Source organism: Bradyrhizobium sp. CCBAU 51745 (genome assembly GCF_028128715.1).
In the GTDB taxonomy this organism is placed as follows: Bacteria; Pseudomonadota; Alphaproteobacteria; order Rhizobiales; family Xanthobacteraceae; genus Bradyrhizobium; species Bradyrhizobium manausense.
Map to the genome: position 1 here is coordinate 133,283 of NZ_LBJP01000084.1, position 13,139 is coordinate 146,421.

12 protein-coding genes are annotated in these 13,139 nt (G+C 65.8%); 8 read left to right on the plus strand and 4 right to left on the minus strand.

The features are described from left to right. Positions 1–2: 2 nt before the first annotated feature. The 5 genes from gshB to XH98_RS25230 all read left to right on the plus strand — a co-directional run bounded on the left by gshB (position 3) and on the right by XH98_RS25230 (position 5,830). A complete protein-coding gene (gene gshB / locus XH98_RS25210; protein WP_057752077.1) occupies positions 3–947 on the plus strand; it encodes a glutathione synthase in 945 nt (314 codons plus the stop codon). A gap of 460 nt (positions 948–1,407) precedes the next feature. Beyond that, the gene (cpaB, locus tag XH98_RS25215; RefSeq protein ID WP_271600239.1) at positions 1,408–2,226 is read left to right on the plus strand and encodes a Flp pilus assembly protein CpaB; all 819 of its coding nucleotides are present in this window, start codon (positions 1,408–1,410) and stop codon (positions 2,224–2,226) included. Positions 2,227–2,236: 10 nt separating this feature from the next. Continuing rightward, positions 2,237–3,754 carry a type II and III secretion system protein family protein gene (locus tag XH98_RS25220; RefSeq protein ID WP_083514471.1) on the plus strand — a complete coding sequence of 506 codons (1,518 nt, stop codon included), beginning with the start codon at positions 2,237–2,239 and terminating at the stop codon, positions 3,752–3,754. Positions 3,755–3,806: 52 nt separating this feature from the next. Further along, positions 3,807–4,541: a CpaD family pilus assembly protein gene (locus XH98_RS25225; RefSeq protein WP_271620239.1), complete on the plus strand. Its 735-nt coding sequence runs from the start codon at positions 3,807–3,809 to the stop codon at positions 4,539–4,541. Beyond that, positions 4,538–5,830 carry an AAA family ATPase gene (locus tag XH98_RS25230; RefSeq protein ID WP_271620240.1) on the plus strand — a complete coding sequence of 431 codons (1,293 nt, stop codon included), beginning with the start codon at positions 4,538–4,540 and terminating at the stop codon, positions 5,828–5,830. Before XH98_RS25225 ends, XH98_RS25230 begins: the two co-directional genes overlap by 4 nt. A 21-nt stretch (positions 5,831–5,851) precedes the next feature. Here XH98_RS25230 and XH98_RS25235 read toward each other — a convergent pair whose 3' ends face one another. Together XH98_RS25235 and XH98_RS25240 are read right to left on the minus strand one after the other, a co-directional pair. After that, positions 5,852–6,628, minus strand: a complete 777-nt coding sequence (locus tag XH98_RS25235; protein ID WP_271620241.1) for a tetratricopeptide repeat protein — start codon at positions 6,626–6,628, stop codon at positions 5,852–5,854. Between the two features lie 83 nt (positions 6,629–6,711). Continuing rightward, positions 6,712–6,957, minus strand: a complete 246-nt coding sequence (locus tag XH98_RS25240) for a PilZ domain-containing protein (protein WP_011083489.1) — start codon at positions 6,955–6,957, stop codon at positions 6,712–6,714. Between the two features lie 228 nt (positions 6,958–7,185). On the opposite strand from XH98_RS25240, the gene XH98_RS25245 reads away from it, so the two are divergent. The 3 genes from XH98_RS25245 (at position 7,186) to XH98_RS25255 (ending at position 11,657) form a co-directional block, all read left to right on the plus strand. After that, positions 7,186–8,724: a YifB family Mg chelatase-like AAA ATPase gene (locus tag XH98_RS25245; RefSeq protein WP_271620242.1), complete on the plus strand. Its 1,539-nt coding sequence runs from the start codon at positions 7,186–7,188 to the stop codon at positions 8,722–8,724. Positions 8,725–8,822: 98 nt separating this feature from the next. Beyond that, positions 8,823–9,293, plus strand: coding sequence for a hypothetical protein (locus XH98_RS25250; RefSeq protein WP_271620243.1), 471 nt, complete (start codon positions 8,823–8,825; stop codon positions 9,291–9,293). 117 nt (positions 9,294–9,410) lie between these two features. Beyond that, positions 9,411–11,657: an ATP-binding protein gene (locus tag XH98_RS25255; protein ID WP_271620280.1), complete on the plus strand. Its 2,247-nt coding sequence runs from the start codon at positions 9,411–9,413 to the stop codon at positions 11,655–11,657. Between the two features lie 99 nt (positions 11,658–11,756). On the opposite strand, the gene coaA is transcribed toward XH98_RS25255, so the two are convergent. Beyond that, positions 11,757–12,713: a type I pantothenate kinase gene (gene coaA, locus XH98_RS25260; protein WP_057752041.1), complete on the minus strand. Its 957-nt coding sequence runs from the start codon at positions 12,711–12,713 to the stop codon at positions 11,757–11,759. 101 nt (positions 12,714–12,814) lie between these two features. Continuing rightward, positions 12,815–13,135 carry a phosphoribosyl-ATP diphosphatase gene (locus XH98_RS25265; RefSeq protein WP_057752038.1) on the minus strand — a complete coding sequence of 107 codons (321 nt, stop codon included), beginning with the start codon at positions 13,133–13,135 and terminating at the stop codon, positions 12,815–12,817. Positions 13,136–13,139 lie beyond the last annotated feature (4 nt).

The window sequence follows — 13,139 nt, forward strand, 5'->3', positions numbered from 1 at the left end:
CCATGAAACTCAACATCGCCGTCCAGATGGACCCCATCGCCCGCATCAACATCAAGGGCGATTCCACCTTTGCGCTGCTTCTGGAAGCGCAGAAGCGCGGCCACGGCCTGTCCTATTACACCCCCGACAAGCTCTCGATGGTCGGCGAGGAGATCGTCGCGCCGGTGCAGCCGCTGACGGTGCGCGACGAGCCTGGCGATCATTTCACCCTCGGCGAGCCCAGGCGCGAGGCGCTGAACGGCTTTGACGTGGTGCTGCTGCGCCAGGACCCGCCATTCGACCTCGCCTACATCACCTCGACGCATCTGCTCGAGCGCATCCATCCGAAGACGCTGGTCGTCAACGATCCCGCTTCGGTGCGCAACGCGCCCGAAAAACTGTTCGTGATGAATTTTCCGCAGCTGATGCCGCCGACTTTGATCTCGCGCGACCTGGAGGAGATCAACGCGTTCCGCGACAAGCATGGTGCCGTGGTGATGAAGCCGCTGCACGGCCATGGCGGCGCCGCGGTGTTCCGCGTGATGCCGCAGGACATGAATTTCGGCTCGCTGTACGACATGTTCTCGGTGACATTCAAGGAGGCCTGGGTGATCCAGCAGTTCATCCCCGAGGTGAAGCACGGCGACAAGCGCATCATCCTGGTCGATGGCGAGTTCGCCGGCGCGGTCAACCGCGTGCCGGCGACCGACGACCTCCGCTCCAACATGGTGCGCGGCGGCGCGGCCAAGGAGACCGAGCTGACGCCGCGCGAGCGCGAGATCTGCGCCACCGTGGGACCCGCGCTACGCGAGCGAGGCCTGCTATTCGTCGGCATCGACGTCATCAACGGCAACCTCACCGAGATCAACGTGACCTCGCCCACCGGCATCCGCGCCATCGCGCGGCTCGGCGGGCCTGACGTGGCGGCGAAGATCTGGGACGTGATCGAGCAGAAGCGGGCGAAGTAGCTTCGTAACCCGAAGCGCGAAACCATCCCCGTCACCCTGAGGTGGCCGCTTCTTCAGCGGCCCTCGAAGGGCGACGGCCCAGCTCTCTCCTCGCATCAGCGGTGGCCGTTCATCCTTCGAGGCTCACCTTGCGATGCGTCGCATCGCAAGCCTCGCACCTCAGGATGACGGATTGCCCACCGTAGTCTCCATGACCGCGCGGCGTCACCCGCTCGCTCGCTAACCACCCATTCACCATGACGCCCCGCGTTCTCATCCGAACGCGGCAGCAAACCCGCGTGTTTCTACGGGCCATCGCGCCACCGGGATAACTTGGCATTCACCATCTGCCCAAAACCCGCGATGTCACTGGCCGTCACACTCGGCCTCGCAACACCCCTTATACTTTTACTCCCTACTCATCGATGCCTGGGGAACCCGCCACGTGCGGTCCGAGTGCCCCGCGTAAGAGTAGAAGCGTATGAACACCGCACGCATTGTCGTTCTCGTCATTGCGCTCGGCGCCGGCGGCGTCGCTGCGTATCTGGCCAGCGGTTACGACAACAAGCCCGCGCCTGTTGTCCCTGTCGTCGAGAAGCTGCCGACGGTCGATGTGCTCGTCGCCAAATCCGACATCCAGCTCGGCCAGGCGGTCAAGGCCGAGGATCTGCAATGGCAGACCTGGCCGCAAGCGACCGCCAGCAGCGCCTTCATCCGCCGCGACAGCAGGCCCGACGCCCAGACGCAGATCGCCGGCTCGATCGCGCGCGTGCCCTTGATGCAGGGCGAGCCGATCCGCGAGCAGAAGCTCGTCAAGGCCGACGGCTCCGGCTTCATGGCCGCGATCCTGCCCTCCGGCATGCGGGCCGTATCGACCGAGATTTCAGCAGAGACCGGCGCTGGCGGCTTTATCCTGCCGAACGACCGCGTCGACATCGTCCTGACGCGCCGCCTGAAGAATCCCGACGGCCCCAACGGCCAGACCGGCGGCAATGACCTCGTCCTGTCGGAAGTCATCCTGACCAACATCCGCGTGCTCGCGATCGATCAGGCGCCGAAGGAAAAGGACGGCCAGAACGCCGTGCTCGGCAAGACCGTGACGCTCGAGCTCCGGCCCGACCAGGTCGCGACGCTCTCGGCCTCGCGCCAGGGCGGCACGCTGACGCTCGCATTGCGCAGCATTGCCGATGCCAACGCCTCCGACGGTGGTCCGGAAGAACAGGCACTCAAGCAGCGCCAGACCGGCGTGAACGTGATCCGCTACGGCGTACAGGCGCGGCAGCTGACGTCACAGAAGTGATGGAGACATGATGAACTACGGGGATGATCGGACGGGCGTGCGCATTCGGGGGAAGCGCGCAAGCTCGTTCTGGGCAGGGGCTGTCATGCTGCTGGGGCTGGTCGCAGCCCCGGATCTCGTCCGCGCTGCGGATGCGCCGGTCGGAGACCAGGTGCCGATGCAGGCGCCGGACCTCGGCGTGGCGCCGGTTGCAACCATTGCGTCGGCAAGGACGCGCTCGCTCTCGCTTGGCGTCGGCAAGTCGGTCGTCATCGACCTGCCGCGCGAGGTGAAGGACGTGCTGGTAGCCGACCCCAAGATCGCCAATGCGGTGATCCGCTCGTCGCAGCGCGCCTATATCATCGGCGCCCAGGTCGGTCAGACCAACGTGGTGTTCTTCACCGCCGACGGCCAGCAGGTCGCCTCCTACGACATCGCGGTGAAGCGCGATCTCAATGGCATGCGCACGGCGCTGCGCGCTTCCCTGCCCGGCGTGCAGATCGAGGGCGTCGGCGACAGCGTGATGCTGACCGGCTCGGTGGCGAGCCCGGTCGAGGCCCAGCAGGCCGGCGACGTCGCCGCAAAGCTCGTCGGCGGCGCCGACAAGGTCGTCAACAACATCGTCGTGCGTGGCCGCGACCAGGTGATGCTGAAAGTCGTGGTCGGCGAAGTCCGCCGCGACATTGTCAAGCAATTGGGTGTCGACCTCAGCGCCAGCCTCAATGCCGGCACCGCGGTCGTGAACTTCAACAATTCGAACCCGTTCTCGGTCTCCGGCGGTCCCCTGGTCAGCAGCAACGGGCTCGGCGTCACCGGCCTCGCCAAGGGCGTTGCCACCGTGAACGCCACCATGCGCGCGATGGAAACCGCAGGCGTGATGCGCACGCTGGCCGAGCCGAGCCTGACCGCGATCTCGGGTGAATCGGCGACCTTCATTGCCGGCGGCGAATTCCCGATCCCCGGCGGCTATGCCTGCGATCCGGTCACCCATGTCTGTACCACCCAGGTCACCTACAAGAAATTCGGCATCTCCCTGAACTTCACCCCGGTCGTGCTGAGCGAGGGCCGCATCAGCCTGCGCGTGATGACCGAGGTCTCGGAGTTGTCGAACACGAATGCGATCACCTTGACCCAGGCGGTGTCCGGCAGCACCAACAACTCTATCACCATCCCCTCGGTCCAGACCCGCCGCGCCGAGACCACGCTGGAAATCCCGTCGGGCGGCTCGATGGCGATGGCCGGCCTGATCCAGCAGCAGACCAAGCAGGCCGTCAACGGCCTGCCCGGCGTCGACCAGATCCCGATCCTCGGCGCGCTGTTCCGCAGCCAGGACTACGTCAACAACGAGACCGAGCTGATGGTGATCGTGACGCCCTATGTGGTGCGCGCGGTCGCCCAGAAGGAATTGTCGCGGCCCGATGACGGCTTCGCGCCCTCCTCGGATGCGCAATCGGCGCTGCTCGGGCGCATGAACCGGCTTTACGGCATCGCGCGCCGCGTCGATCCGATCGACGGCGACAGGGGCGATTTCGGCTTCATCATCGACTGATACGGACGGTTTGGGGACCGGGGCGAGACACGGGGCAAGAGGGGACCAGGCGATGACGAAGACATCAGATCGACGTCGCAATTTGCGCATCGCGCTCGCGCTGACGGGGCTGTCCGTCTTGCTCGGGGCCTGCAACACCACGGGCGAGGTCGTCACCACGCAGACGGTGCCGACCGACTACCGCATGCGTCATCCGATCGCGGTGCAGGAAGGCAAGCGCTCGATCGTGATCTTCGTCGGCAAGGCGCGCGGCGGTCTGTCGGCCGCGCAGCACGCCGACGTGATGGGCATCGCCCAGGACTGGGTCCGCGAGGGCAGCGGCTCGGTCGTCGTCGACGTGCCGATCGACACCGCAAATTCGCGCGCAGCTGCTGCGACCTATCACGAGATCCGCACTGTTCTGGGCAGCGGCGGCGTACCGTCGCGCGCCATCGTCCAGCATTCCTATCGCCCTGAAGATCCCGGCCTGCTGCCGACCATCCGCCTGAGCTATTCCAAGATCACTGCGGTCGCCGGTCCTTGCGGGCTGTGGCCCGAGGACTTGGGTCCGTCGATTCTCGATCCCGGCTACAACGAGAACCGGCCCTATTTCAATTTCGGCTGCGCCAGCCAGCGCAACCTTGCGGCCATGATCGACAACCCCGCCGATCTCGAGCAGCCGCGCGCGGAGACGCCGGTCTATACGGCGCGGCGTGACATCGCTTTCGACCGCTACCGCAAGGGCAACCCGACCGCGACCACCTATCCCGAGTCTGACAAGGCCAAACTCAGCGACACAGGCAAATGACTGAGATCCACGACGACGAAGAGGCGGACGATCCGCGCCACCCCGAGGACCACATCGCGCCGGTTCCCCGCATCTCGGTGCAGGCCTTTTGCGAGACCGAGCAGACGCTCGCCGCGGTGACCGCGGCCGGCCAGGATCGCCGTCTCGCCAAAGCGCATCTCACCGCCAAGAGCGGCGGACTTGCCGCGGCCATCGAAGTCTATGACACGATGCCGACGCCGAACGTCATCGTGATCGAATCCGACGGCACGCGCGACATCCTCGAAGGTCTCGACGACCTCGCCGGCGTCTGCGATCCCGGCACGCGCGTGGTCGTGATCGGCAATCCCGGCGACACCGCGCCCTATCGCGAGCTGGTGCGGCGCGGCGTCAACGACTACGTGGTCGGGCCGGTCCAGACCATCGACGTGGTGCGCTCGATCTGCAGCCTGTTCTCGGCCTCGGAAGCCATCATCACCGGCCGCATCATCGCGGTGGTTGGCGCCAAGGGCGGCGTCGGCGCGTCCACGGTCGCGCACAACGTGGCCTGGACCATCGCGCGCGACCTCGCGCTCGATTCCGTCGTGATCGACCTCGACCTCGCCTTCGGCACCGCCGGGCTCGATTACAACCAGGATCCGGCGCAGGGCATCGCCAATGCGGTGCTGTCGCCTGACAGGCCCGACACCGCACTGATGGAGCGCCTGCTCGCCAAATGCACCGAGCATCTCAGCCTGCTTGCGGCGCCCGCCGCACTCGATCGCGTCTATGATTTCGGCGCGGAAGCGTTCGATGCGATCTTCGACACGCTGCGCATGACCACGCCCTGCATCGTGCTCGACATTCCGCATCAATGGTCGGCCTGGACCAAGCGCGCCCTCGTCAACGCCGACGACATCGTCATCGTGGCCGAGCCGGATCTCGCCAATTTGCGCAACACCAAGAACATGCTGACGGTGCTGAAAGCGGCGCGGCCGAACGACCGGCCGCCGCTCTACTGCATCAACCAGGTCGGCATGCACAAGCGCGCCGAGATCGAGGTCAAGGCGTTCGCCAAGACCATGGAAAGCCAGCCGCTCGCGGTGATTCCGTTCGATTCGAAACTGTTCTCGACCGCGGCCAATAACGGCCAGATGATCGCGGAGGTCTCCAAGAGCCACCGCACCACCGAGCTGTTCCAGATCATGGCCAACCGGCTCGCCGGGCGCGGCGAGGTGAAGAAACCGAAGCGCTCGCTGCTCGGACCGCTGCTGAAGAAGCTGAAGGGCAAAACCGGGCGCGGATCCGCGCCGCATCGCAAGGCGTCGTAGGCATCAAACAGCGGCGGCGGATTATTTCTCCGCCCGCTGCTGCTGCTTCTTCGCCAGCAGCTGCCGCAGCGCCGTGATCTTGGCCGCGGCCTGGTCCGGCGGCAGATCGGCCTTCACGAGGATTTCGGCCTCGGTCTCGCGACCCTGCAATCCCAGCACCAGCGCGAGATTGGTACGGATCCGCGCATTGTTCTGATTGCGCTGATAGGCGCGGCCGAGCACCTGTTCGGCCTTCGGCAGATTGTTTTGCAGCATGTAGGACAGGCCGAGATTGGACAGCACGGTCGGCTCCTCGGGCACAATCTTCAGCGCTGCGGCGTAATATTGCTGCGCTTCCTCGTTGCGGCCGAGCTGGTCGAGCGCCGCACCCTGCGCCGACAGGATGCGCCAGTCAGGATCCTCGGGCGAATGCGCGCGGCCCAGCACGTCAAAAGCCTGCTGGAAATTTCCATTGTCGGCGAGCGCACGGCCATAGCCGGCGAGCAGCGCCTTGTTGCTGGGATGGGCGAGCACCGCCTGCTCGAACACGGCAACGGCCTGGGCATGCTGGCCGCTGTCGCGCAGCGCCTTGCCATATTCGAGAACGATATTGGGATTATCAGGCTTGGCGCGATAGCGCTCGCGCAAGGCGGCCATCTCCGGCTTGCCGTCGGCCGCGGCGACAGGTTCGGGCCGGCCGCCGAGCGCACCGGTCACGTCATCCAGGCCGGTGGTCTGGCAGCCGCCGAGGGCCAGCACCGCGAGTGCGGGAAGCAGGAATCTCGCCGGGGAGGGGGCAAGGGACGAACGCTTGAACATACTCTGATCACCGCCGGCGGACTGATCAGAGATGCTTCACCGATTAACGCTAAAGTCCCGTTAAGGACGCCTCCTTATGTGACCTAGTCGGTAAATTCCGCACCGAACTCGCAGCCGATGCGCCAGCGCAGGCGGCATTGGCGGGAGTAATCCGGTGCGAAGATGATCGTGAACTGCGGCGGCACTTCGAGAAATTCCGCCACCACTTTCACGCCCCCGTCCGAGATATCGGTGATCGTGCAGTCCCGCGGCAGCGAGCCCGCGCCAAAATGAATCTTGGCCAGCCGGCTGCACACCCGACGTTCGCTTCTACGGCGATTTGCAAGCATTTGAATTCTTCACCCGTTAGATCACGGCCCATCCCGCAGCCTCAGGAGTAGCGGACATGTGTTGGGATGTGCTGAGCGCAGCCACTCGCATTCGAGGCGTAGTCGAAGCTTAATGTCCTGATCCCGTTTACCTGAAGTTAGGGGTCCGGCGGCCCTCGCCCATGTTCCTGTATTGTTCTTGTCAGGGCGATTGCGGTCTGCTACCCTTGATTGTGCAAGGGGGGCAGCATGGTCCAGCGGGTTTCGACAGTCGCCTTTGAGGGTATAGAGGCCCGCGCGGTCGACGTGCAGGTGCAGGTCGCGCCGGGCCTGCCGGCCTTCGCCATCGTCGGCCTGCCTGATAAGGCGGTGTCGGAGGCGCGCGAGCGGGTGCGTTCGGCGCTGATCGCTTCGGGACTGGCGCTTCCGGCACGCCGCATCACCGTCAATCTCGCGCCCGCCGACGTTCCGAAGGAAGGCAGCCATTACGACCTGCCGATCGCGCTCGGGCTGATGGCGGCGATCGGCGCGATCCCGCCGGATGCGCTGGCCGGCTTCACCGTGCTCGGCGAGCTCGGCCTCGACGGCTCGATCGCGCCTGTCGCGGGCGTGTTGCCCGCCGCGATCGGCGCCAACACCCGCGAGGAAGGCTTGATCTGCCCCGCCGCCTGCGGCTCGGAGGCGGCGTGGGCGAGCCCTGATATCCAGATCGTCGCCGCACATTCGCTGATTCAGATCGCCAACCATTTCAAGGGCACGCAGGTGCTGTCGCGGCCCGTGCCGAAAGTGCATGAGGCCGCAAGCTCGCTGCTCGATCTGCGCGACATCAAGGGCCAGGAGAGCGCCAAGCGCGCGCTGGAGATCGCAGCCGCCGGCGGCCATCACCTGCTGATGATCGGCGCGCCCGGCGCCGGCAAATCCATGCTGGCCGCGCGCCTGCCCTCGATCCTGCCGCCGCTGTCGCCGAGCGAACTGCTCGAGGTCTCGATGATTGCCTCGGTCGCGGGCGAAATCGAGGGCGGCGCGCTGACGTCGCGGCGGCCGTTCCGCTCGCCGCATCATTCCGCCAGCATGGCCGCACTGACAGGCGGCGGCGCGCGGGCAAAGCCCGGCGAGATCTCGCTGGCGCATCAGGGCGTGCTGTTTCTCGACGAGCTGCCCGAGTTTGATCCGCGCGTGCTGGATTCGCTGCGCCAGCCGCTGGAGAATGGCGAGGTCTCGGTGTCGCGCGCCAATCACCGCGTCACCTACCCTGCCCGCTTCATGCTGGTCGCCGCGATGAATCCCTGCCGCTGCGGCAATGCGTTCGAGCCCGGCTATGCCTGCAAGCGCGGCCGCATCGACCGCTGCACCGGCGATTACCAGGCGCGCATCTCCGGCCCGCTGATGGACCGCATCGATCTGCGCATCGAGGTCCCGGCGGTCACCGCAGCCGATCTGATCCTGCCGCCACCGACCGAAGGCTCCGCTGAAGTCGCCGCGCGCGTGGCGGCGGCGCGCGACATCCAGCTCGCGCGTTACGCACAGGCGGGCCTGCCGCAGGTTCGCACCAATGCCGAGGCGCCGGCGTCGGTGCTCGAAGACATTGCGCGACCCGACGCGCAGGGGCAAAAGCTGCTGCGCGATGCCGCCGAAACCATGCGGCTGTCGGCACGCGGCTATCACCGGGTGCTGCGGGTGGCGCGCACGCTCGCCGATCTCGACGGCACCGACAAGATCGGCCGGCTGCATCTGGCCGAAGCGCTGTCCTACCGGGCACTCGCGGAGGATGTGCGCCAGCTCGCCTGATCATCGGTGCGCGTCAACCCGGTGGTAACGAGTTTCCTTTACGCTCTGCAAACCATAAGGCCCACTAGTTCCGGTACGGGCCCGGCGAGTAGAGCGTCATGTTGCGTTTCAAGATCCTGGCCTCGGTGGTTCCCCTGTTGGCGGCTGCGGTGGTCGCCCGCGGCGAGATCGGACCGGTCTCGCAGCCCTGCATCGCCGTCGGCGATACCTCCGTCGAGCTCACATCCCTGTTCTGGACCGCCCGCGTCCATGTCGCCTTCACCGACGACCCGTCGCGCGCCACGGTCCGGGTCCAGCTCACCGACGACGCCGATGCCGCGGACTTCGCGGTCGTGGATGATGGTGTCGGTTCCGAGACCGATTCCTGCCAGGCCAATCCAGCGAACCGCCTCATCACCATCGCAGCGGAACCTGTCGATGGCGGTCCGGTGATCTATCTTTCCAGCGACGGCCCGGCCGATTACCGCATCTTTGTCCGCTCGAAGACGTTCTCGCCGCGCGAGGCCGCAGCCCTGATCGTCGGTGCTCATGGCGACCACACACGGCCCCTCCAGGCCGCCTCGCTTTGAGGCATTAAGACCTCGTCAACCATGTTTCGAGGCCTCCCCAAGGCCTCAAGCTGTTCGCAAGGTCGGCAGGACATCGTCGCACGCGGCGGCGGCAGGTAAGAGTCGGGGTCGGTGACGATGGATCGGACGTTCCGGATCAAGGTGCGCATGCGCCGCTTCAGGCGCCGCCACCCGAAGATCGCCTTCGCCATCCGCTCCTTCATGATCTTTTCGGCGACGTTCGGCGGCGCCTATGGCTTCGTCACCGGCAGCCGATCGGAAAATTCGGGCTACGATCCCAACGCCTTTGCGATCGGTGCGAGCTTCCTGTTCGCGCTGGCCTGCCTTGGCCTTGCCACGCTGAGCATGCGGCTGCGTTTCGTCGCCAAACGGATGCGCAAGCTCGCCGCCCACAACGAGGCGCTGATCGATCGCAATTGGGAGCTGAAGGAAGCCGAAGAGCGCGCCCGCAGCCTGTTCGAATCGCAGGGCGACCTGATCGTGCTGCGCGACCATCAGGGCCGTATCACCTTCGCCAACGACGCCTATTGCGCGCTGGCCGGTCAGGCGCGCAGCGCCCTGGTCGGCACGCGCTTCGATTTCGACGTGCTGGAACAGGGCGACAGCGCTCGCGAAGCGAGCGGCACGCGCATCCATGACCAGAAGATATCGACGCCGCTCGGCGCGCGCTGGATCGCCTGGCGCGAGGGCTTGGTGCGGCACGATGCCGGCCGGCCCGCCGAGCTGCAAAGCGTCGGACGCGACGTCACCGACCGCACCGAGACCGAACGCGCACTGTCCGATGCGCGCGACCAGGCCGATGCCGCCAACCGCGCCAAATCGCGCTTCCTCGCGATGGCCTCGCACGAGATCCGCACCCCCCTGAACGGCATTATCGGCATGGGTGGCCTGCTGCTCGACACCACGCTGACGCCGGAGCAGACGACCTACGCACGCGCCGTGAAAACCTCAGGCGAAGCGCTGATGACGCTGATCGAGGAGCTGCTCGACTATTCCAAGATCGAAGCCGGCAAGCTTGATCTGGAGCAGCGCCCCTTCGCCCTCTCGACCCTGGTCGAAGAGGTCACCGAATTGCTGGCGCCGCGCGCGCAGGCCAAGAAGCTCGAGATCGCGGCTTACGTCGACGAGCGGCTGCCGCTCGAGGTCACCGGCGATGCCGCCCGGCTGCGCCAGGTGCTGCTCAACCTCGCCGGCAACGCCATCAAGTTCACGAGCAGCGGCGGCGTGGCGCTGATCGTCGAGCCCGGCATCTGGCCGAACGAGATCAGCTTCCTGGTCCGCGACACCGGCATCGGCATCGCGCCCGAGGCGCAATCGCGCATCTTCCGCGAATTCGAGCAGGCCGACGACCGCGTCGCCCGCACCTATGGCGGCACCGGGCTTGGGCTTGCCATCAGCGAACGCATCGTCAAGCGGATGGGCGGCCGCATCACGCTGGAGAGCGCGCCCGGCAAGGGCTCGACCTTCGAGGTCGCCATTCCGCTCGCGCCGTCGCAAGGCGATGCCGGACCAACAGCGTTCCCGAGCCCTGACCTATCAGGCAAATCCGTCCTGCTGGTGGCCCACGGCATCGAAGCGTCGCTGATCGCGCGGCGGCTGGAGCGCTGGGGCGGCCAGACCTGCCTGGTCGCAGATGCAGCGGTGGCCGAAGCACTGCTGCCGGAGCGCTCCTGGCACGCGGTGCTGGTCGACCGCGCGCTCGGCGCTGCTGTTGCCGATCGTGTCGGCGAAGCCGCCCGCGCCCATGCGACGCAGCGCCTCGTGCTGCTGACAGCGAGCTCGCGTCATGAAAAATTCTCGGCTGATTTCACCGGCTTCCTGGTCAAGCCACTGCGTGCAGCCTCGCTCGCCGCGCGCCTCGCGCTGACGCCGGAGGTCGCATCACCCGATCTCGCACCCGATCCCGTCGAGCCGGCGCAAGTCAGGGCACCTGCGGGCGGCCTCTCGATCCTTGTCGCCGAGGATAACGAGATCAACGCGCTGCTGATGCGCTCGCTGCTCACAAAACTCGGCCACCGCGTCGTCATCGCGGTCCATGGCGAAGCCGCACTGGAATCCTGGCTTGCGGCCAGCTCTGCCGGCACGCCCTACGACCTGGTGTTGATGGACATCCAGATGCCGCAGCTCGACGGCATCGAAGCAACCAAACGCATCCGCGCCCATGAGGCCGCCACGGGCAGCCAGCACACACCGATCCTCGCACTCACCGCGAACACGCTGGTGGAAGATCGCTACGCCTGCTTCGAAGCGGGCATGAACGGATTTCTGATCAAGCCGCTCGATCGCGAGAAGCTGGACGAGGCGCTGGCGGGACTGGCGGCGGCAAAGCGGGTGGCGGTGGAGCGACAAGCGAAGCTGGCGTAGGGTGGGCAAAGCGCAGCGTGCCCACGCATTCTCCACGTGACAACAGGGAAAACGTGGGCACGGCGCTTCGCGCCTTTGCCCACCCTACGGCACCATTGCCTACAGTCTTCTGAGCGCCACGCTCTCCACCGCGTGATCCGCGCCCTTCTTCAGGATCAGCGTCGCACGCGGACGGGTCGGCAAGATATTGTCCTCGAGATTGGCGAGGTTGGTGCGCTCCCAGATCGCGGTGGCGGTGGCGATGGCCTCCTCGTCCGACAACAGCGCATAGCGGTGGAAGTACGACTTTGGATCGGTGAACGCGGTGTCGCGCAGCGCCAGGAAGCGCTTGATGTACCAGCGCCGTAGCGCCGCTTCGTCGGCGTCGATATAGACCGAGAAGTCGAAGAAGTCGGAGACGACAGGCACCGCCTTGCCGTCGCGCGGCAGCTTGCCGGTTTGCAGGACATTGACGCCCTCGACGATCAAAATGTCGGGCTGGTCGATCTCGGCCCATTCATTCGGCACGATGTCGTAGGTCAGATGCGAATAGACAGGCGAGCGCACGTGCCTGCGGCCCGACTTGATGTCGGACAGGAAGCCCAGCAGCAGCGGCAGGTCGTAGCTCTCCGGAAAACCCTTCTTCTGCAAAATGCCTTGCTGCTCGAGCAGGGCCTTCGGGTAGAGGAATCCGTCGGTGGTGATCAGATCGACTTTGGGACGAGGCGACCAGCGCGCCAAGAGCGCCTGGAGCACGCGGGCCGTCGTCGACTTCCCGACTGCGACAGAACCAGCGACGCCGATGATGTACGGCACCTTGCGGTCGCGGATGTTGAGGAACTGCCGCTCCGCGTAATACAGGCGCTGCGTCGCATCGACATAGATCGAGAGCAGGCGCGACAGCGGCAGATAGATGTCCTCGACCTCCTTCAGGTCGAGGCGGTCGTGCAGCGAGCGCAACCGGTCGAACTCGCCCGGCTCCAGCGTCATCGGGGTATCGTCGCGCAGACGCGCCCACTCTTCGCGCGTGTAGACGCGGTATGGATTATATTGCTGCTCCGGTGCGCGGATATCCATGACGCGACCTTTCCGTTGGGGCCCTTCAGCTACGCATGATCTCTTCGGAAAACCGCTTCACACGTTGCGCCAACGCGGTGCTTCGGATCCGGATCATGCTGTCAGCCCTTACGCGACGCTTTCTCTTCCAACCCCGACATATTCGTGCGCTTGTCGAGGGCTGCTTCCACCTCTTCCAACTTTACGCCGCGCGCCTTGAGCAGCACAAGGAAGTGATAGAGCAGGTCGGCACTTTCGGCGATCAGATGCGCGCGATCGTTTTCGACTGCTGCGATTACGGTTTCGACTGCTTCCTCACCGAACTTCTTGGCGCAATGTTCGGCGCCCTTGTCGAGCAGCTTGCGGGTATAGGAGGCCTCGCCACCGGAGGCCGCGCGGGCGTCGATGGTTTGGGCGAGGTCATGGATGGTGAAACGCGGCATCGGA